General features: G+C 72.2%; 18 protein-coding genes and 1 pseudogene. 6 read left to right on the top strand and 13 right to left on the bottom strand.

Annotation, left to right across the window (positions count from 1 at the left end; translation table 11 throughout):
* Positions 1 to 212: 212 nt before the first annotated feature.
* The 6 genes from JK361_RS07950 to glyA form a co-directional block, all read right to left on the bottom strand.
* Positions 213 to 1,691, bottom strand: coding sequence for a hypothetical protein (locus tag JK361_RS07950; RefSeq protein ID WP_201814920.1), 1,479 nt, complete (start codon positions 1,689 to 1,691; stop codon positions 213 to 215).
* A 208-nt stretch (positions 1,692 to 1,899) separates the two neighbouring features.
* Positions 1,900 to 2,532: a sarcosine oxidase subunit gamma gene (locus tag JK361_RS07945; protein WP_201814919.1), complete on the bottom strand. Its 633-nt coding sequence runs from the start codon at positions 2,530 to 2,532 to the stop codon at positions 1,900 to 1,902.
* On the bottom strand, positions 2,525 to 5,452 hold the full coding sequence (locus JK361_RS07940; protein ID WP_201814918.1) for a sarcosine oxidase subunit alpha family protein: 2,928 nt from the start codon (positions 5,450 to 5,452) through the stop codon (positions 2,525 to 2,527). Before JK361_RS07940 ends, JK361_RS07945 begins: the two co-directional genes overlap by 8 nt.
* The gene (locus JK361_RS07935) at positions 5,449 to 5,745 is read right to left on the bottom strand and encodes a sarcosine oxidase subunit delta (RefSeq protein WP_201814917.1); all 297 of its coding nucleotides are present in this window, start codon (positions 5,743 to 5,745) and stop codon (positions 5,449 to 5,451) included. The genes JK361_RS07940 and JK361_RS07935 overlap by 4 nt, the downstream gene beginning before the upstream one ends.
* 10 nt (positions 5,746 to 5,755) lie before the next feature.
* Positions 5,756 to 6,976: a sarcosine oxidase subunit beta family protein gene (locus JK361_RS07930; protein ID WP_201814916.1), complete on the bottom strand. Its 1,221-nt coding sequence runs from the start codon at positions 6,974 to 6,976 to the stop codon at positions 5,756 to 5,758.
* Positions 6,973 to 8,310, bottom strand: coding sequence for a serine hydroxymethyltransferase (gene glyA / locus JK361_RS07925; RefSeq protein ID WP_201814915.1), 1,338 nt, complete (start codon positions 8,308 to 8,310; stop codon positions 6,973 to 6,975). The genes JK361_RS07930 and glyA overlap by 4 nt, the downstream gene beginning before the upstream one ends.
* Before the next feature lie 95 nt (positions 8,311 to 8,405).
* Between glyA and JK361_RS07920 the strand changes: the two genes are divergently transcribed.
* A complete protein-coding gene (locus JK361_RS07920) occupies positions 8,406 to 9,071 on the top strand; it encodes a GntR family transcriptional regulator (RefSeq protein WP_201814914.1) in 666 nt (221 codons plus the stop codon).
* Between the two features lie 262 nt (positions 9,072 to 9,333).
* Here the strand turns inward: JK361_RS07920 and JK361_RS07915 are convergent, their stop codons facing one another.
* From JK361_RS07915 to JK361_RS07895, 7 genes and pseudogenes are all read right to left on the bottom strand, one after another.
* Positions 9,334 to 9,807 carry a DUF3592 domain-containing protein gene (locus JK361_RS07915; protein WP_307787212.1) on the bottom strand — a complete coding sequence of 158 codons (474 nt, stop codon included), beginning with the start codon at positions 9,805 to 9,807 and terminating at the stop codon, positions 9,334 to 9,336.
* Positions 9,808 to 10,064: 257 nt separating this feature from the next.
* A complete protein-coding gene (locus JK361_RS07910) occupies positions 10,065 to 11,300 on the bottom strand; it encodes an MFS transporter (RefSeq protein WP_307787211.1) in 1,236 nt (411 codons plus the stop codon).
* Positions 11,301 to 11,434: 134 nt separating this feature from the next.
* A complete protein-coding gene (locus JK361_RS41085; RefSeq protein ID WP_236052534.1) occupies positions 11,435 to 11,935 on the bottom strand; it encodes a hypothetical protein in 501 nt (166 codons plus the stop codon).
* Between the two features lie 210 nt (positions 11,936 to 12,145).
* A complete protein-coding gene (locus JK361_RS41080) occupies positions 12,146 to 12,613 on the bottom strand; it encodes a hypothetical protein (RefSeq protein WP_236052533.1) in 468 nt (155 codons plus the stop codon).
* 263 nt (positions 12,614 to 12,876) lie between these two features.
* Positions 12,877 to 13,467, bottom strand: coding sequence for a cysteine hydrolase family protein (locus JK361_RS07900; protein WP_201814912.1), 591 nt, complete (start codon positions 13,465 to 13,467; stop codon positions 12,877 to 12,879).
* An 85-nt stretch (positions 13,468 to 13,552) separates the two neighbouring features.
* A pseudogene (locus JK361_RS41075) lies at positions 13,553 to 13,735 on the bottom strand (hypothetical protein); the annotation flags it as partial.
* Positions 13,736 to 13,737: 2 nt separating this feature from the next.
* A complete protein-coding gene (locus tag JK361_RS07895) occupies positions 13,738 to 14,211 on the bottom strand; it encodes a hypothetical protein (RefSeq protein WP_201814911.1) in 474 nt (157 codons plus the stop codon).
* Between the two features lie 298 nt (positions 14,212 to 14,509).
* On the opposite strand from JK361_RS07895, the gene JK361_RS07890 reads away from it, so the two are divergent.
* From JK361_RS07890 to JK361_RS07870, 5 genes are all read left to right on the top strand, one after another.
* A complete protein-coding gene (locus JK361_RS07890; protein ID WP_201814910.1) occupies positions 14,510 to 15,106 on the top strand; it encodes a helix-turn-helix domain-containing protein in 597 nt (198 codons plus the stop codon).
* A gap of 109 nt (positions 15,107 to 15,215) precedes the next feature.
* Complete coding sequence (locus JK361_RS07885) at positions 15,216 to 16,142, top strand: class I SAM-dependent methyltransferase (RefSeq protein WP_201814909.1); 927 nt, start codon at positions 15,216 to 15,218, stop codon at positions 16,140 to 16,142.
* Positions 16,143 to 16,587: 445 nt separating this feature from the next.
* On the top strand, positions 16,588 to 17,034 hold the full coding sequence (locus JK361_RS07880; RefSeq protein ID WP_201814908.1) for a MarR family winged helix-turn-helix transcriptional regulator: 447 nt from the start codon (positions 16,588 to 16,590) through the stop codon (positions 17,032 to 17,034).
* A gap of 257 nt (positions 17,035 to 17,291) precedes the next feature.
* On the top strand, positions 17,292 to 17,792 hold the full coding sequence (locus tag JK361_RS07875) for a GNAT family N-acetyltransferase (RefSeq protein ID WP_201814907.1): 501 nt from the start codon (positions 17,292 to 17,294) through the stop codon (positions 17,790 to 17,792).
* Between the two features lie 491 nt (positions 17,793 to 18,283).
* Positions 18,284 to 18,937: a histidine phosphatase family protein gene (locus JK361_RS07870; RefSeq protein ID WP_307787210.1), complete on the top strand. Its 654-nt coding sequence runs from the start codon at positions 18,284 to 18,286 to the stop codon at positions 18,935 to 18,937.
* The last annotated feature ends 108 nt before the right edge of the window (positions 18,938 to 19,045 follow it).

Below are 19,045 nucleotides of genomic sequence, written 5' to 3'. Positions count from 1 at the left end.
CGTCCGGCTCCGCCCGGCCGCCGCCTCGGTCGTGACCCGCGCGGGCGACGGGGTACCGGTCCGCGCAGTGCCGGGCCGCTCACCCACCGCCCGGCACCTCCGGACAACGGGGAACCTCCCACCGCCCGGCACCTCCGGACAACGGGGACCTTCCCACCGCCCGGCACCTTCAGATCACGGGCATCCCGGGGTCGGCCCGGGCCCGGCCGTCGTCAGCGTTCCACGCCCGCGATGTCGAGCAGTCCGTGCATCAGGCCGACGGGCAGCGCGGGGTTGCAGGCGGCCGTTCGGGGCATGCCGTCCGGGCCGAGCAGTTCGACGAGTCTGGGGCGGGGCAGGCGCGGGTCGCCGCCCGCATGGAGGCGCACCGTGCAGTCCGCGTCACGGGTGAGCCGTTCGATGAGTTCCGGTCCGGCTTGCGGGTCGAAGAGGGCGGCGTAGCGCATCCGGTGGTCCGGGTGGTCCGCGAACCGGGCGAGGCCGGGGCGCGCGAAGTTGCGGCAGTGCGCCAGCATGCCCCAGCTCAGCCCGTCCCAGTCGGCGAACATCTCGACGAGCAGCTCGTGCGGGGCATGGTCGTTCTCGCAGAGCATCAGCCTCACGAAGTAGTCGTCGTCGGCGGCCAGCAGTTCGACCACGTCGACGGGCAGCTCCGGCGCGCACGTCACCCCCCGGCGCAGCAGGACGTGGCTGGAGGCCGCGATCTCGCGCAGCGCGTCCGGGTCGCCGAAGCGCTCCCTCACCCAGTCCGGGACCGGATGGCGGCCCGGGGACACCGTGTAGTCGATCGACACGCGCTGTTCCTCGGTCAGATCCGCGCGCAGGGACAGGGCGAGACGGACCGAGGGGTCGGGGTCGGCCGCGAGGGTGAGGGCGAGTGCCGTGGGCACGTGGGGGTTGCGGACGGCGCCGTGGCGCAGCCAGCCGTCCTCGTGGGCGACCAGGAGCGCGGCCAGGCCCGCGTCGACGGGTGCGGTGGACGCGGCGTCGCGACAGCGGCGTTCGTCCGGTTCGGCGAGGAACTCCTCGATCGTCGTCGGCAGGGGTGCGTCGACGTGGGTGGCGCGCTCGACCGCCGCGCGGACCTGGGGGTCGGGGTCCGCCTCGGCCGCGGCCCGGACTTCCGGCCGCAGCCTGGGCCAGGTCCGGAAGTTGATGGCGGCGGCCCTGACCCGGGGATCGGGGTCCTCGGCGAGCGACAGCAGCGTCTCGGCCGGCAGGCCGGGCAGAGCGGTGGCGAAGGACCTCAGCCGGGCCTCCTCGTCGGCGGCCAGCCGCACCGCCACCTCCGTCGGCAGTTCGACCTGGTATTCACAGGCCATCACCAGCGCCACGCGCCGCACCCCGGGGTCCGCGTCCTCGGCCAGCACGGCGAGCGCGTCCGGCGGCAGGTACGGGTTCTCGGCGAGGGTCCTGCGGACTCGTGGGTCCGGGTGCGCGACGGCCGCCTTCGCCGCCGCGGGCGACAGCTGGCGGTAGGCGAGCCATGCCGTGTCGGGCAGCGGGTCGACCGTGAAGACCCGCCGCAGCACCGCGTCGGGTGCCGCCCTGTTCACCGCGATCCCCGCGATCCACTCCGCGTGCACCGCGGGGTCGGCCTCGAGCAGCCGCAGTGCGGCGGCGCGAGCCGCGTCCGTCACCTCCGCCGTGCCGAACGCGACCCTGGCCAGTTCGTCTTCTCTGTCCGCCATGAGGTGATCTTCTCAAAGCCGCCCGAAGCCGCCCGGCCGCCCGCCGGCCACCACCCACCGCCCGCCGGCCACCGGCCACCGGCCACCGGCCACCGGCCACCGGCCAGGATCCATGCCTTGCCGACGCTCCTGCTCCCGCATCGGCCACCGCCACGCGGGAGGAGGGGCCGCTGCCGACCGGGGGCGGGTTCAGGGTTCTGTGACCCCCTCAGGGCACATCCGGGCCGCGGTACTCGGTCATCGCGTCGATGAGCCAGCGCGCCAAGTAGTCGGCGAACGAGGAGCGCGGGAACAACCGGTACGCAGGTGTGTCGTCGACCTGCCAGAGCAGCACCGCCACTGGGCCCACCGTGGTCGACACCGCCCGGCCGGGTCCGAAGGCCCGTGGATGCAGATCCAGTGGGCACCCCTTCTCCAGCACCTGCCGGGCGGCCGGGCCGCTCAGCTCCAGCGTGGTGCGGTTGGCCGAGACGTCCACGACCGAGCCGGGGTCTGCCGCGAGTGCCTCCCGCAGCTCGCCGGCCACGGTGGTCGCGTCGGCGTGGGACAGCACGAGCCACTCGTCGGGGCCCAGCCAGGCGAGCGTGTGGGGGCCGGACGCGGTGGTGTGGCCGCACTGTAGCGGCAGCGGCGCGCCCAGGGCCTTCCCGATGCGGACGGCCGCGTCGGATCCGGGGTCGACGCGCAGGTTCACCATGGTGACGAACGGCCGCTCGGTCAGCGCTACGCCCCGTGCGCCGGTGACGGCGGCGGCGCGCATCCGCTCCGCCAGATGTGCCAGGGGGCTGGTGCGCAGGGCGACGGGGCCCGCGCCCGCGTCGATCGTCGTGGGCTCAGCCATCGCGCTTGGTCCCTTCGGGGTCGTAGAGGACGAAGTCGGCCACCTCGACGGGCACCAGGTCGTCCCCGACGGGGGCGAGCAGGGTCTCGCCGATCCTTGCCCGGCCGCCGGCGACGAGGGCGAGGGCGAAGGGGCGGCCGAGGGCCGGGCTGTGGTAGCTGGAGGTGACGTGGCCGAGCATGGGCACCGGCCCGGCCCCGGGGGTGACCGGCACGTCCGGCGCGACGAGTTGGGTGCCTTCGGGCAGCCGGGTCGTGCGGTCGCTCGGCAGCAGGCCGACCAGTTGCCTGCGGTCGGTGCGGGAGGTGTCGGCGCGGGAGTGGGACCGCTTGCCGATGAAGTCCTTCTGCTTCGAGACGACCCAGGACATGCCCGCGTCCTGCGGGGTGACGGTGCCGTCGGTGTCCTGGCCGACGATGATGTAGCCCTTCTCGGCCCGCAGGACGTGCATGGTCTCGGTGCCGTACGGGGTGATGCCCCACGGCCGGCCCGCCTCGTGGACCTGCTCCCAGACGGCCAAGCCGTACCAGGCGGAGACGTTGATCTCGTAGGCGAGTTCGCCGGAGAAGGAGATCCGGCAGATGCGGGCGGGGATGCCCGAGGCCAGGGTGGTCTCGCGGAAGGCCATGAAGGGGAACGCCTCGGCGGACAGGTCCACGTCCGGCGCGAGCCGGGCCACGACCTGTCGGGACCGCGGGCCCACGACGGCGATCGTCGCCCACTGTTCGGTGACCGAGGTGCAGTGGACGTCGAGTCCGGGCCACTCGGTCTGAAGCCACTCCTCCAGCCAGTCCAGGACCGCGGCGGCGCCACCGGTCGTGGTGGTCATGAAGTAGCGGTCGTCGTCGAGGCGCAGGGTCACCCCGTCGTCGAAGATCATGCCGTCGGGCTTGCACATCACGCCGTAGCGGGCCGTGCCGGGCTTGAGCTTCTTGAAGGCGTTGGTGTAGACGCGGTCGAGGAACTCGCCGGCGTCCGCGCCCCAGATCTCGATCTTGCCCAGGGTGGAGGCGTCCATGAACGCCACCCCTTCGCGGGCCGCGCGGCACTCCCGGGCCACGGCGGTGTCCATGTCCTCGCCGGGCAGGGGGTAGTACCGGGGACGTTTCCACTGCCCGACGTCCTCGAACTCCGCGCCGTGCGCCACGTGCCAGCGGTGGACGGCCGTCGTCCGCTCGGGGTCGAACAGCTCGCCCCGTTCGCGTCCGGCCAGGGCGGCGAAGGCCACCGGGGTGTACGGCGCCCGGTAGGCCGTGGTGCCGATGTCGCCGGGTGACGCGCCGGCGCCGAGTGCCTCGGCGATCACCCCGATGGCGTTGACGCCGGACGTCTTGCCCTGGTCGTTCGCCGTGCCGAGGGACGTGTAGCGCTTGACGTGCTCGACACCGCGCATGCCGGCGCCGGTGGACCGCCAGACGTCGGCGACGGTGACGTCTCGCTGCGGGTCGACGAAGTGGGTGTCCCAGCTGCCGGGCTCACCGCTCGTGGCGGGCACGAGCCACAGGGCACGCGTCGGGCCGGCCGCGTTCCGCCCGGCGTCCGGCGACGGCGCGGTCGTCGCGGGCCCACCGCCGGTCGCCGGTACGGGAACCGGGAACCCGGCGTCCGTCGCGGCCCGTGCACCCGCCCGCGCCCCTTCGGCCAGACAGCCGTCGAGGTCGTACGTCCCGCGTGCCGCGCCGACGGTCTGCTGGTCCCGTACGGTGCCGTCGGGGACGAAGGCGACCAGGTCCTCGTCCCAGCGCAGCCGCCCCTGGCGCTGGCTGTGCAGATGCACCACCGGGCTCCAGCCGCCCGAGACGGCGAGCAGGTCGCAGCCGAAGGACTCCGGTTCACCGGCGAGTCGGCCGCTCCCGTCGAGCGCCTGGACGGTGACACCGGTGAGCCGGCCGGCGCCCGCGGTGTCGACCACCGCGCTGCCCGTCAGCACCCGCACCCCGGTCGCCGCGGCGGTCTCCGCGGCCGTCGGGGACAGCTCGGGGCGCGCGTCCACGACGGCGGCGATGTCGATCCCGGCGGCGTGGAGGTCGGCGACCGTGTCGTAGGCACTGTCGTTGTTCGTGCCGACCACGGCCCGTGCACCGGGGGCCACGGCGTAGCGGTTGAGGTACGTGCGCACGGCCGCGGCGAGCATCACCCCGGGGCGGTCGTTGCCGGCGAAGACCAGCGGGCGTTCGTGTGCGCCGGTCGCCAGGACCACCTGGCGGGCGCGCAGGTGCCACAGGCGCTGGCGCGAGACGCCTTCGGAGGGGTCGGGGGCGTCGGCTCCGAGGTGGTCGGTGCGCCGCTGGAGGGCCAGCACGTAGTTGTCGTCGTACGAGCCGAACGCCGTGGTGCGTCGGAGGACGACGGCTTCGGGGGCGGCGTCGAGTGCGGCGCGGGCCTCGGCGACCCAGGCGAGGGCGCTTCGCGAGCCGACCGTCTCCGTGCGCCCGCCGAGCAGCGAACCGCCGGGCTCGGGCTGGTCATCGACGAGGATCACGCGGGCGCCGGAGCCGGCGGCGGCGACCGCGGCCGCGAGTCCGGCCGGGCCGGCGCCGACCACCAGGACGTCTGTGTGGACGTACTTCTTGTCGTAGACGGCCGGGTCGGGGGTCGGGTCGAGCCGGCCCATCCCGGACAGCGTGGTGGCGGCCAGGCCGTCGTACAGCTCCACGGTCGTCGCCGGCAGCATGCCCTCCGAGCAGGGGCCGTCCAGCTGTACCAGGGCATTGGGCTCCTCGACGCCGGCGGCGACGATGCCTCTCGGGCGGCCACGGTAGAGAGACGGGGCGACCTCCACGAGCCCGTTCGCCAGCATGGCGGAGGCGACGGTGTCGCCGGGGTGCCCGGTCAGCTCCCGCCCGTCGACGGTGAACCGCAGCACGGTTCCACGGTCGACGCGGCCCCCGTGCCGGAGCCTGAATCGCTGGTCGGTCATCGGTTCCCTCCGGCCTGGGGCAGTTCGGGGCGGGGCTCGTCGAGCCGGTAGACGGCGAGCACCTCGTGGGTGGCGGTGTCGCGCAGGACGTTGAACCAGCGGCGGCAGCCGGTGCTGTGCACCCACCGCTCGGCGAAGGGGCCCTTGGGGTTGTCGCGGTAGAAGACGTACTCGGCCCACTGCTCGTCGGTGAGGTCCGCGGGGCTCTCGGGGTGGGGGACGTGGGCCTGTCCCCCGTAGTGGTACTCGGTCTCGTCGCGGGGACCGCACCACGGGCAGCTGATCAGCAACACGGTGTCCTCCTCAGTGGGCCACGGCCGCCGCACCGTGCTCGTCGATCAGCGCGCCCGTCCGGAATCGGTCGAGGGCGAAGGGGGCGTTCAGCGGGTGCGGCTCGCCGGTCGCGATGGTGTGCGCGAAGGTCCAGCCGGCGGCCGGGGTGGCCTTGAACCCGCCCGTGCCCCAGCCGCAGTTGACGAAGAGGTTCTCGACGGGGGTGGTACCGATGACCGGGGAGGCGTCCGGGGTGACGTCGACGATGCCGCCCCACGTGCGCAGCACGTGCGCGCGGGCGAAGACCGGGAACAGTTCGACGGCTGCGGCCATCTGCTGCTCGATCACGTGGAAGGACCCGCGCTGTCCGTAGCCGTTGTAGGCGTCGACCCCCGCGCCCATCACCAGCTCGCCCTTGTGTGCCTGGGAGACGTAGACGTGCACGTGGTTGGACATGACCACGGTGGGGTGCACCGGTTCGTGCAGCTCGGAGACGAGCGCCTGGAGCGGGTGGGACTGCACCGGCAGCCGGAACCCGGCCCGTTCGGCGAGCACGCTGCTGTGCCCGGCGGCCGCGAGTCCGACCCGGCCCGTGAGGATGCGGCCGCGGTTGGTCTCGACGCCCACGACCCGGTTGCCGTCCTTGAGGAATCCGGTGACCTCGCAGCCCTGGATCAGGTCCACGCCCATCTCGTCGGCCCGGCGGGCCAGTGCCCAGGCGACGTGGTCGTGCTTGGCGATGCCGGCCCGCGGCTGGAAGGTGCCGCCGAGGACCGGGTACCGGGTGCGGGGCGAGAGGTTGAGGATGGGACAGACCTTGGCGACCTCGTCCGGTTCGAGCCACTCGGCGTCGACTCCGTTGAGGCGGTTGGCGTTGACGCGGCGCACGCCCTCGCGGACGTCCTGGAGGGTGTGCGCGAGGTTGAGGACACCGCGCTGGCTGAACAGGAAGTCGTAGTCCAGCTCCTGCGGGAGGCCCTCCCACAGTCCGAGGGCGTGCTCGTAGATCGCCGCGCTCTCGTCCCACAGGTAGTTGGAGCGGATGATCGTGGTGTTGCGTGCCATGTTGCCGCCGGCCAGCCAGCCCTTCTCGAGGACGGCGACGTCGGTGATGCCGTGGTTCTTGGCGAGGTAGTAGGCGGTGGCCAGGCCGTGGCCTCCGGCGCCGACGATGACGACGTCGTAGGAGGAGCGCGGCTCGGGGTTGCGCCAGAGGAAGTCCGGGTGCTCCGGCAGCGGCTGGGCGCTCATGCCGCGTCTCCGTTCGGGCGGGACAGGTGGGGGTAGAGGGGGAAGGCGCCGGCGAGCTCCTCGACGCGGTCACTCAGCGCCCTCGCGCGTTCGTCGCCGAGCTGCTCGGCCTTCAGGACCTCGGCGATGATGTCGGCGGCCTCCCGGAACTCCGTCGCGCCGAAGCCACGGGTGGCCAGGGCCGGGGTTCCGATCCGCAGCCCCGAGGAGACCATCGGCGGGCGGGGGTCGAAGGGCACCGCGTTGCGGTTGACGGTGATGCCGACGCGGTGCAGCCGGTCCTCGGCCTGCCGCCCGTCGAGCGCGGAGTTCCGCAGGTCGACCAGGACCAGGTGCACCTCGGTGCCGCCGGTCAGCACCGTGATCCCAGCCTCGGCCACGTCGTCGGCCAGCAGTCGTCCGGCAAGGATGCGGGCGCCGTCCAGGGTGCGCTGCTGGCGCTCCCTGAAGTCCGCGCTCGCCGCGACCTTGAACGCGACCGCTTTCGCGGCGATGACGTGCTCCAGCGGACCGCCCTGCTGGCCCGGGAAGACCGCGGAGTTGATCTTCGTGGCCAGGCCGGCACGGCAGAGGATCACTCCTCCGCGCGGGCCGCCGAGGGTCTTGTGCGTGGTGGTCGTGACGACGTCGGCGTACGGCACCGGGTTCGGGTGCAGGCCCGCGACGACCAGCCCGGCGAAGTGCGCCATGTCCACCAGCAGGTACGCGCCCACCGCGTCGGCGATCCGGCGGAACGCGGCGAAATCCAGGTGCCGGGAGTACGCGGACCAGCCGGCGACGATCATCCTGGGCCGGTGGGCGAGGGCGAGCTGCTCGACCTCGTCCATGTCGATGCGCATGTCGGACTCGCGCACGTGGTAGGGCACGACGTCGTACAGCTTGCCGGAGTAGTTGACGCGCATCCCGTGGGTCAGGTGTCCCCCGTGCGCCAGGTCGAGGCCGAGGATCGTGTCGCCGGGCTCCAGCAGCGCGGACATCGCGGCCGCGTTGGCCTGGGCGCCCGAGTGCGGCTGCACGTTCGCGGCCTCGGCGCCGAACAGCTCCTTCACCCGGTTTATGGCCAGCCGCTCGACGACGTCAACGTGTTCGCAGCCGCCGTAGTACCGGCGGCCCGGGTAGCCCTCGGCGTACTTGTTGGTCAGCACCGACCCCTGGGCCTCCATGACCGCGGCCGGGGTGAAGTTCTCAGAGGCGATCATCTCGAGGGTGGACCGCTGCCGGCGCAGTTCGGCGTCCAGCGCGGCGGCGACGTCCGGGTCGAGCCTGCGGAGCGGGAGGGCGAGCGAGGAAGCGCATGTGCTGACCGATGTGCTGATCGACGGGGTCGTTGCCATCTGTGCACCATCCTGAGAGCCATCTAATGGGCAACTGATATATCAGCCTCTGCGGTAAGGTATGGTAGCTCGCCGGCCAGGTCAAGGGGGCATCCATGCAGCAGGTGGCAACCGACCCCGGGGGTGAGGAGCTGTCCCTCGCCGAGCGCGCCTACCGCGCCATCCGCGACCGGCTCGTCATGCTCGAGATCCGCCCCGGTGCGCCGATCAACGAGGAGCAGCTGGCCCAGTCCCTCGGTGTAGGGCGGACCCCGGTGCGCGAGGCGCTCAAACGGCTCCAGTACGAGCGCATGATCACCACCTATCCCCGGCGCGGGACCTTCGCCACCGACGTCAACATCACCGACCTCGCCCACATCTCCGAGGTGCGCCAGGAGCTGGAGCCGCTGGCCGCCGCCCAGGCGGCGCGGCGGGCGACGGCCGCGGACCGCGCGACCCTGACCGGCCTGCGGCGGGAGCTGGACGGGGCCGGGTCCTCGGGTCGGGACCCCGCCGAACTCATGCACCTAGACCTTCAGGTCCATCGCGCCGTCTACGCCGCCACGCACAACCCGTACCTGGAGGACACCCTCGTCCGCCACGACAACCTGGCCACCCGCATCTGGTGCCTGTTCGTCGACCGGCTGTCCGACATGGCCGGCCACGTCGAGGAGCACGGCCCGCTGATCGAGGCGATCGTCGCCGGCGATCCGGACACGGCGGCACGGCGCGCCCGCAGCCACGTCGAGGGCTTCGAACAGGCCATCCGCGCGGCCATCTGACACGACACACCCTCGGACGATCCCGGGTGAGGAGCGGCCCACCGGACGGTCCCGGGCGAGGAGCAGCCCGCCGGGCGGTCCCGGTCGAGGAGCGGCCCGCCGGACGGTCCCGCGTCAGGAGCGGCCCGCCAGGCTGGCGAGCGCTTCTTCACCTGGACACCGGGCGGATGCGGTGACGGGACGGAAGCGGTGACCGGGCGGAAACGGTGACGGGCCGGGGGCGGGGGCTGTGACGGGCCGGGGACTGTGACCGGTCCGCCTTTCAGGAGCGTCCGCGCATCACGAACGCGACGACCGTCCCGACCCCCGCGAACACCAACCCGATCCCGCCGAAGACGAGGGGCAACAGCCACAGCGAGGCGAAGCCGTTGATCCGCGCGTCCTCGGGGGAATCCGCGCGGTAGAGCACCTCGACCCGGTCACCCTTCTCGTACGACGGTGGATTGGAACCCGTGGAGCTGCGGAACGTCCTCCGCGTGCCGTCCTCGGCGGTGAACTCGACCACCGGGTACGCCACGGGCCCGTCGTGCGCCCGCTTCTTGTGGGAGACGCCGATGTTGTCGTCGTCCCGCCACTCCAGGGCCACCACCGTGCCGGGGGCGCGCTCCGCGTGCGCCAGAAGCGAGACCGACACCCCCGCGAGGATCAGCCCGACGACCAGGAACAGCGCCCCGAACGCGATCGCCCCGAACGTGATCCATCGGCGGGCACGCCGCCCTCGCACCTGAACCTGCACGCCGTCCCTCTCACTTGACCGGAGTGAGAAGGACGCTATCCCAGGCATCCCGCCACCACGCCGCCACCCCGGGCGGTACGACTCCTGTCACCAGGTCGTTCGCCAACGCGCTTGGTTCAAGCTCCGGTTGCGAGAAGACCGGCACGCGGCCGGGGGGCGTCGCTCCGAGGGTGGCCCCTGCCGTGGTGCGTGGTGTGCGGCGCGCGGCAGGGGCCGGCGGGTCAGCGGGCGCGGACGAAGCCGGGGCGGCCGGCGGGTCAGCGGGCGCCGACGAAGCCGGGGCGGCCGGCGACGAGGCCGACCAGGAGTTCCGGCACCGTGCAGGCGATCAGCAGCAGGAGCGGTGTGTCCCAGCTACCGGTGAGTGTGTGGAGGAGGCCGATGGCCAGGGGGCCGCATCCGGCGAGGAGGTAGCCGCCGGTCTGCGCCATGGCGGACAGGCCCGCGGCCGTGACCGGGTCCGGTGAGCGGAGGCTGAGGAGGGTCATGGCGAGGGGGAATCCGGCGCCGATGCCGATACCGAGGAGCCCGGTCCAGGCCCAGGCGTGCTCGGGGGCGAGCAGGATCCCGGTGAGTCCGGCGGCCTTGAGGGCGATCACCATGACGACGAGGGGACGCTGGTCGGCGAGCCGGGCGGCGGTGACGGGGACGGCCAGGCCGAAGGGGATGCCGATGGTGAGCATGACGGAGGTCATCGCGCCGGCCTCGGCCGTGGGGTAGCCCTCGTCGCTCATGATCTGGGGTGTCCACGCCACCAGGACGTAGAAGCACAGGGAGACGATGCCGAGTAAGGCGGAGACGGCCCATGCCAGCGGGGAGCGCAGTACGGACGTCCGAGGCCCTGCCGGAACCGGGGTGAGCGGGGTCGTGGCCGGCGGCCGGGAGTGGGTACGGCGGGCCGCGAGGAGGGTCCAGGTGGTGGCCGCGGCCAGGGCGGGCGCCGCCCAGACGGTGAGGGCCGTACGCCGCCCGGTGGCGGTCGTGAGGGGCACGGCGAGGCCCGCGGCGAGAGCGCCGGTGGCGGCCATGAGGGTCATCGCGAGGCCGGTCATGAGGCCGATGCGGTCGGGGAAGTCGCGCTTGATGACCGCGGGCATCAGCACGTTGCCCAGGGCGATGCCCGCTCCGGCGAGCAGGGTGCCGGCGAAGAGGCCGGCCGGGGTGGGCAGGGTGCGGACGAGGACGCCCGCGAGGATGAGCGCGAGGGCGACGGCAAGGACGGCTTCCGTACCGATGCGCCGGGCCAGGACGGGGGCGACGGGGGCGAAGACGCCGAGGCACAGCACAGGGAGCGTGGTGAGGACGCCGGCCTGTGCGCCCGTCAGGCGGAGGGCGGACTGGAGGGTGGCGAGGACGGGCGGGATGCCGGTGATCGCCGCGCGTAGGTTCAGGGCCAGGAGGACGAGGCCCACAAGGGTGAGGGCGTCGGCGCGGCGGCCGGAGCGCGGGGCGGCGGTGGTGCGGGTGCGTCGGGTCCTGGTGGTGGACGGCACGGGTTGTTCCCTGGGGTGAGGTGCTGCGCTGATCGGTGGGTGACATCGGGAAACGGCTCCCTCCGGGGTGCCGGTGCGGGGTGTGGTCCGCGTCGGTGTCCGGAGGGAGCCGTGACGGGGGTGTGGCTGTCGGGTCAGACGCCCGCGGCGGCCTTCTGGGCCTGGCGCCAGGGGCAGGCGTCCTTGCCGGCCGCGAGCGCGGCGGCCGTTGCGGCCGTTGCGGCGGTGCCCTTGTAGGAGGCCGGGTCGGTGGTGCCGTTGGTGCCGATCTGGTTGAGGATCTCCTCCGAGAGCAGGTCCTGGCGGCCCTTGAGGGCGGTGGCGATCTCGGCATCGCTCGCGAAGACCATCTCGGCGGCGATGTTGTCCTGGACGATCCGGGCGAGGTTGTCACGGGCGACGGCGATGGGGTCGCTGAGCGTCTCGGCGGTGGGCACGTCGATCAGGTGCGAGTCGACCTTGGACTGGTCCATGCACCGCTTGATGATGATGGACGCCTGGTTCAGGACGCTGGTGGTCCAGATGGAGAACACGACCACGTACAGGTCGCTCCAGGCGGCCTCGCCGAGCTTGGTGCGCCACTTCTTCAACTGGCCCTCGATACCGTCGATTTGGGCCCTGGCCGAGAAGACCATGTTGGTGCGGATCTTCGGGTAGACCTTGTTCGAGAAGACGTCGTAGCCGGGGATGTCGAACGTCTGGTCGTGCAGGACGCCGTCGATGTAGTGGATCGCCTCGTCCAGGATGAACTTGCAGCTGTCGTGCAGGTCCTTGGGCAGGCCGGCGGCGGTGAGCTTGTCGCGGGCCGCGGTGAGGGTCGTCCTGAAATTGGTCAGCGGCGTGACCTAGGAGTGGTCCGACTGGCCCTTGGCGGCGACCATGTCGAGGTCGTGGGCGTCGATGCGGTCCCGGTTGGGGACGTTGGGGACCTGGTCGCCGAGGTACTGGGCGAGAACGGAGTAGATGCCCAGCGGGACGTGCGCGATGGACTTGGCCAGCTCGAAGTACTCGGGGACCGGTTGGACGGTGTCCGTCGTGCCGTTGTACAGGAGGGTGAACTGGCCGCCGGTGGCCGTGTTCGTGACGACGATCATCGGCGACAGCCGCTTGGACAGGTCCGCCTTGAGCGCGGCGTAGTTGCCGCGCATGTCGGCGTTGACCCTGCGTATCGCGTCGCGGGCTTCCTTCTGGGCCGCGCTCGACGTCGTGGGAGTGCCGGGCCCGTCGGTGGCCGACGCCTGGGTGGCGGTGCCGAACGCGGCGGCGGCACTCAAGGCGGTCGCACCGGTGAGAACGGTTCTTCGTGTGGTCACGTGAGGTAGTTCCTTCTGTCCGAAGGGGGCGCGGATCGGTCCGCGCCCGCCACCACATGACCGTATTTGTACGGGAGTTGGCCGGGCTATTAGTGGATCACACCGCAGTTCTCGCCACACACTGTGTGATCACGGGTCATTTTTCACGAATGGAAGTTCCGCTTTCGTTTCGGGCAAACGGAACATTACGTACCGATGGCCGTTGCGGGGACCACGCGCCGACGGCACGCGACACCGGCCCCCGCGACGGCACGTCACCGGTGTCAGCCGAGCTGGGCCGCCGACGGCACCACGACGCCGTACAGGTCGCCGATCGTGGCGAGCGCACCGAGGTGGAGGGCCTCGGCCGACACCTCGGCCACGGAGGTCTCGAGCGGCCGGGTGGCGGAGGCGTCCGCCACCACGGTCGGCCGGTTGCCGCGCAGGAACGCGCCCTGAGCGGTGAAGGCGACGCACATGTGGGTCATGAACCCGGCGATCACCAGGTCCTTGTTCCCGGCCGCGTCCACCAGATCCCCGAGGTCGGTGTCGAGGAACGCGTTCGGCTTCGTCTTCACCACGGTCACCTCGCCGTCCACCGGCGCGACCTTCGGGTGGATGCGGCCGATCTCCGCGCGGATGTCGTAGGGGGTGCCCTCGCCACCGTCGTTGATGACGTGGATGACCTTCGCACCGGCCGCGCGGGCCTTCGCGAGCAGCTGGGCGCCGGCGTCGAGCGCGGCCTCCCAGCCGGACAGCTCCATGACGCCCTGGGTGTAGGTGTTCTGGTAGTCGATCAGGATCACCGTGGCGGAGGCGAGCGACGCAGGAGAGTCGTCGAACGCGTTGAGCTGGCGCAGGGTGGTCGTAGGCATGCCTGTACCTCAAGTCATACGTCGCGGGAAGGATTTGGACCGGCGATTGCGGCCCGCCCTGAACGCTACGTGGACGCACGATGCGTCAGCAATGCCGTCCAACTTGCAGAAACAGACATCGACACCGGCGGGCACCGAACGGGGCCGCCGCCGGGCCGCCCTGGTGGGCGCTCCGAAGCCTGGCGAGGAGCCGTTGCCTGGCGGCCGTGACCTCATCGCCATGTTCGAAGGCCCACGCGCCGAATGCGTCGATCGGGCCGAGCAACGTCGTCACACCGTCAGCGTGCACTCGCTCTCGACTGTGGCCCAACCGGTTCCGTCAGCCACCTGGAGGATGACCGTGGTGGTCCGGGTGTGCGAGCGGGGGTAGCCGGCCGGGCGAGGACCCCGGCTCAGGACCTCGTGGGTGGACCACCGCCCCTTGGCGTCCACCTTCCGCTTCACGTCGCCGGTCGTGACGGCGGCGCCCAGACCGTACGGGCCCTCGCCGGTCTCCTTGTCCGGACCGTACTCGTCGACGGTGTGGACGTCGATCCGCGTCCGCACCGTCGAACCGGGCACGTGGCCGCTGCTTCCCGCGGTGTACTCCACGTGCCACGTGCCCGGGTCACAACCGAGTTCCAGCTCCGCCTTGACCCGGCCGGGGGCCGCCGCGGCCGTCCCGGTCGGCAGCAGGGCGAAAACGGTCGCGAGAACGACGGGTCCCGCACGGAAAGTGGTCCGACGAAGCGGGGAAAGGTTCATGTTTCTCAGCGTATGTAGCAAGATCATTCGCCGTGTACCACCCGACGGGTGACAGCGTGTACCACCTGACGGATGACAAGCGGCCCGCGTCGCCCTGATCGACCGTGCCACGAGGGCCACGACGACTCCGCCGACCTTGCCGAGTCGGCGCCGGAGCAGGGCCGGTCGACGAGTGACGGGTAGGGGGCGGGGCCCGGCCACCGCGCGTTTCGTCGGGGCGGTCAGCGGTGGACCGGGTTCCGTTCATCCCGCCCACGACGCTAATCACGGTTTGCGGCGTGAGCATACGATGTTGCCCATGACGCAAGAAGAAGGCGATCTGGACAGCCTCGTACGCAAACGCATCCGCGCCCTGCGGGTCGCGCAGGGCTGGTCACTGGAGGAGCTGGCCACTCGCGCTAACCTGAGCCAGTCCTCCCTCAGCCGCATCGAGACCGGCCGGCGCCGCCTCGCGCTGGATCAACTGGTGATCCTCGCCCGCGCCTTGGACACCACGCTGGATCAGCTCGTGGAGACCGGCGCCGACGACGTCGTCACCAGCCCGGTGATCGACAGCGCGCACGGTCTGATGCGCTGGCCCGTGAAGGGCGATCCCGGCATGAGTGTGGTGCGTCAGCGCATGACCGAACCGCCACCCGAGAACCCGGCGCGCATGCGTGCCCACCCGGGACGCGAATGGCTCGTCGTCCTGTCCGGCACCGCGGTCCTCATGCTCGGCCACCGCCGCTTCCGCATCGAGACCAACCAGGCCGCCGAGTTCCCCACGATGATGCCGCACGCGATCGGCGCCGAGGGCGGCCCCTGCGAGATCCTGGGCATCTTCGACCGCGACGCCCGCCGCGGCCACCAGCGCGAGAGCGGCGACAGCGACACCGAGGACACCACCCGTGCATGACCGAGCGGCGGCGACATCCTCTTGCGCGTCGGGCAGCACATCCGGGCCCGACCTTGCGTAAATAGGGAGAGGCCATGCCCCAGGAGCATGACCGCCCTACCGTGACGGCATGGACCAAGCGCACCCGAACACCCCTCACCACGTCACCCAGCACGACCGCGACCAACAACACGACCGCCGGCAGGAACACGGCCCCGACCACGCGCACGGCCGGCACCAAGGGCACGGCGCCGACGATCAGGCGGAGATCCTCGACCTGGACGCCGAGGTCCTCGCCGAGCACCTGGCCTCCATCACCGCTTGGCTGCCGCTGGAGACCGGCCCGCGCCGGATCGTGGATCTGGGCTGCGGCACCGGTGCGGGCACCTTCGCCCTCCTCGACCGCTTCCCCGACGCGCACGTCACCGCCGTCGACTCGTCCGCCGGACACCTCCGGCACCTGCGCGCGAAGGCATGCGCCCGCGGCGTGGAGGGACGCGTGCGCACCCTGTACGCCGACCTCGACGGCCCCGCCTGGCCCGACCTCGGCTCACCTGACCTGGCGTGGGCGTCGGCGTCGATGCACCACCTGACCCACCCCGATCGCACACTGCGCGCCGTCCACGACGTGCTCGCGCCGGGCGGCCTGTTCGCCGTCGTCGAGCTGGCCGGCTTCCCCCGCTTCCTGCCCGAGAGCGCCCCCGAGGACCGGCCCGGCCTGGAGGAGCGCTGCCACGCCGCGACCGACCGCTTCCACGCCGAGCGCATGCCCCACCGCGGTGCCGACTGGGGCCCGATGCTGACCGCCGCCGGCTTCACGGTCGAGGGCGAACGCACCATCGCCGTGAACATCGAGGGCTCGCGCAGCGAAGCGATCGGCCGCTACGCCCTCGGCGGCCTGCAACGCGTCCGCGGCGCCGTCGCCACCGAACTGTCTCCCGAGGACCTCGCCGCGCTCGACCGGCTCCTCGACACCGGCAGCCCGCACAGCATCCTGCGCCGCGACGACCTGGCGGTGCGCACCGAGCGCACCGTCTGGGCCGCCCGCCGCACCTGATCCCTGGCGCACCGTCTGGACGCCCGTCTCCTGATCCCGAAGGCACCGTCCGGGCCGCCCGCCTCCTGATCCCGAGCACCCCCTGACAGCCGGGCAGCCCGGATTTCCCGACCACGCCCTCTACGCCAGGGAACCCTCAAGCGCCCGGTCGACACCCTCCGAATGATCCGGCAGATGTCCGGCCGTCCGGAGCCCGGCCAGGCGCCGGGGGCGGCCCCCCATCGGCAGAGTGATCCACCACCGGTGGTGCCGCATCCTGGGCCGATCGTGATCCCGCTTCGGGTGCCCGCGAGAAAATAGTAGCCATGTACATAGTTGCCATGTACTATATCGGAGGTGAGGCCGGGAAACGGACCGGCTCGCACACCCGGCAGCCGTGCTCCGAGCCGGCGACCGAGTCCGACGCACCACTCGTCCCACGTACCTGAAACCAGAAGGAGCAGTCATGACCACCACCGCACCCGCCGTCAACGGCCGAGTCGTCGCCCTGGCGCACTACGCCTCGCGTGCCCTCCTGGAGGACGTGCTGGCCCGGCACGGCGTCACGTTCAACCAGAGCGTGACCCTCCGCGTCGTCGCGGTCGCGGGCGACTCCATCGACCGCGACGACCTCGTCGCCGACGTCATCGGTTCGCTGAAGACCGACGAATCGGTCGTGCACGGCGTGATCGAGGAGCTGACGGCCGCGAAGCTGCTGGTGACGGACCCGTCGAAGACGTCCCGGATACGGCTCACGAACGCCGGACGGGAGCTGTACGAGACCACGACCGCCGAATCCGGCAAGATCGCGGCCCGGCTGTACGCCGACATCCCGGCCGAGGACCTGGCGATCGCGGGCCGCGTGCTGGGCCTGGTCACGGAGAGGGCGAACGCCGAGCTGACCGGAGCATGAAGCGTCGCCGCAGACCACCCGGGCAGCGGCGGGACCACCAGCCGCAACCGGGCCACCTCCCGGTCGCCGGACGGCCGACGGGGGTCGCCGTCACCCACGGCCGACGGGGGTCGCGGTCACCCACGGACGACGAGGGTCGCGGTCACCCACGGCTGACGGGGTCGGTCACCCACGGCTGACGACGGTCCTGGTTACCGGACGGCCGACGGCGGTGTATTTCAGGTGGTGCCGGCACCCCCTCCGGGTACAGTCGGGCAGTGCCCGAGCTGAAGCGGCTGCATGCCAGCCATGCCCCGGCGGTCCTGGCGTTCGAGCTGGCGAACCGCGCCTATTTCGCCGCCTCGGTCCCCGACCGCGGCGACGACTACTTCGACCGGTTCACCGACCGGTACGACGCCCTGCTGGCCGAGCAGGAGGACGGCATCTGCGCCTTCTACGTACTCGTCGCCGACGACGGCTCCGTACTCGGCAGGTTCAACCTGGTCGACATCGAGAACGGCACCGCACAACTCGGCTACCGGGTCGCCCAGCACGTCACCGGCCGTGGAGTGGCCACCGCGAACGTCCGAGAGCTGTGCCGCCTGGCGGCGCAGCGGCACGGGCTGCGCACGCTGCGGGCGGCCACGGCCCACGAGAACGCCGCGTCCCACAGGGTGCTCACCAAGGCCGGATTCGTCCCGATCGGCCCGGCCGACGTGACCGATCTCGGCGGCAAGCGGGGCACCTGGTACCAGTGCGACCTCGCGTTCCTGACGTAGCCCGCCGGGCGGCGCCGCACGGCCGCCTTTCCGGGTGTGCCGGCGGAGCCCCCTTGGATCGCTTCCTGCCGGCCGGGGCGGGCATGCGCCCCTCCCCCACCCGGTGCAGCCTCGCGTCCGGCCGCCGGGGACGTCCCGCCCCACGCCGGACAGCCCGACCAGCCGAGGACGAGGATCCCCCCGCCCGGCGGGGGTACTCCGGCCACATGCCGGATGGTTGAAGCGGCAGCATTGCTGGAACGTGGTGGTCGATGGGGCAGTTCTCTGCTCCGGCGGTCCGTCCACGACGAGGTTCGCTCGCCGTCACAGCCGCGCACGAGGGCGCGGCGGGGTCGTCAGACGCCGGGCCGTTCCCAGTCAGGCCAGTCCGTACGCCGGGCACCTTCCGAGGAACCGTCGAAACAGGTTCTCCGGAGCGCCACCAACCCGCCCGCTTGATCATCTGACCGGGCCGGCGAAAATGCCGTCCCATCGGAGAAGGAGGTCGGATCGTGAGGCGACTGACGATGCTGTGCGCAACCGCCGCGGAAGGCAGCCACGACCAAGTCTTCGGGGACGGTGTCCTGAGTGAGCACGACCGGCGTGAGGTCGCAGCCGCGCGAGCGGCGCTCCCGCCGTACTCGCGGGCCTTGCGGGGGCCCTCCGCCCGCTGCGCGCAGATCGCCGAGGCCCTGGCCGTCGAAGCCACGCCCGAGAACGCCTTGCGCGATCTGGACTACGGCACGTGGGACGGCCGCCCGCTCACGGAAATCGCGGCCGAGGATCCCTTCGGGCTCTCCGCCTGGCTGACGGATCCCGCCGCCGCACCGCACGGGGGCGAGTCCATCGCGCAGCTCTGCCGTCGGACGGCGGCGTGGCTGGACCGGCTGCGCGCCGAGCCGGGATCCGTACTCGCGATCACCGAGTCGACCCTCATCCGGGCCTCACTGGTGCATGCTCTGGCCGTGCCCTTCCGCGCGTTCTGGCACCTGGAGGTGCCGCGCTTCTCCTCGGTGACGCTGACGATGCGCGACGGCGGCTGGAACGTCCGGCTCGACCGCCTGGCGGCCCCGCAGCAGCATCTGCCGATCGACGGCTCCTCACCCATCCCGGTGCTGACCATCCGGTCCACTCGCCGCCACGTGTGCCTCACCGGCCGACCCTGACCTCCCTGGTCCCTCCCGGCGCCGACCATCCGGTCCACCCGGCGTCACATGTGCCTCACCGGCCGACCGTCACCTCCCCGTCCATCCCGGCTGACCTCCCTGGTCCCT

Origin of the sequence: Streptomyces musisoli (assembly GCF_016741855.1) — a bacterium.
Classification (GTDB): Bacteria; Actinomycetota; Actinomycetes; order Streptomycetales; family Streptomycetaceae; genus Streptomyces; species Streptomyces musisoli.
Note: the sequence above shows the minus strand (reverse complement) of the source record. Positions and strands in the feature narration are given on the sequence as shown.

What these genes read in the sequence shown, in the direction of transcription:
- JK361_RS07950 (WP_201814920.1), bottom strand. Translation starts at nt 1,691, where the DNA reads ATGGCGGACAGAGAAGACGAACTGGCCAGGGTCGCGTTCGGCACGGCG.
- JK361_RS07945 (WP_201814919.1), bottom strand. Translation starts at nt 2,532, where the DNA reads ATGGCTGAGCCCACGACGATCGACGCGGGCGCGGGCCCCGTCGCCCTG.
- JK361_RS07940 (WP_201814918.1), bottom strand. Translation starts at nt 5,452, where the DNA reads ATGACCGACCAGCGATTCAGGCTCCGGCACGGGGGCCGCGTCGACCGT.
- JK361_RS07930 (WP_201814916.1), bottom strand. Translation starts at nt 6,976, where the DNA reads ATGAGCGCCCAGCCGCTGCCGGAGCACCCGGACTTCCTCTGGCGCAAC.
- glyA (WP_201814915.1), bottom strand. Translation starts at nt 8,310, where the DNA reads ATGGCAACGACCCCGTCGATCAGCACATCGGTCAGCACATGCGCTTCC.
- JK361_RS07920 (WP_201814914.1), top strand. Translation starts at nt 8,406, where the DNA reads ATGCAGCAGGTGGCAACCGACCCCGGGGGTGAGGAGCTGTCCCTCGCC.
- JK361_RS41085 (WP_236052534.1), bottom strand. Translation starts at nt 11,935, where the DNA reads ATGGTCTTCTCGGCCAGGGCCCAAATCGACGGTATCGAGGGCCAGTTG.
- JK361_RS07900 (WP_201814912.1), bottom strand. Translation starts at nt 13,467, where the DNA reads ATGCCTACGACCACCCTGCGCCAGCTCAACGCGTTCGACGACTCTCCT.
- JK361_RS07895 (WP_201814911.1), bottom strand. Translation starts at nt 14,211, where the DNA reads ATGAACCTTTCCCCGCTTCGTCGGACCACTTTCCGTGCGGGACCCGTC.
- JK361_RS07890 (WP_201814910.1), top strand. Translation starts at nt 14,510, where the DNA reads ATGACGCAAGAAGAAGGCGATCTGGACAGCCTCGTACGCAAACGCATC.
- JK361_RS07885 (WP_201814909.1), top strand. Translation starts at nt 15,216, where the DNA reads ATGGACCAAGCGCACCCGAACACCCCTCACCACGTCACCCAGCACGAC.
- JK361_RS07880 (WP_201814908.1), top strand. Translation starts at nt 16,588, where the DNA reads ATGACCACCACCGCACCCGCCGTCAACGGCCGAGTCGTCGCCCTGGCG.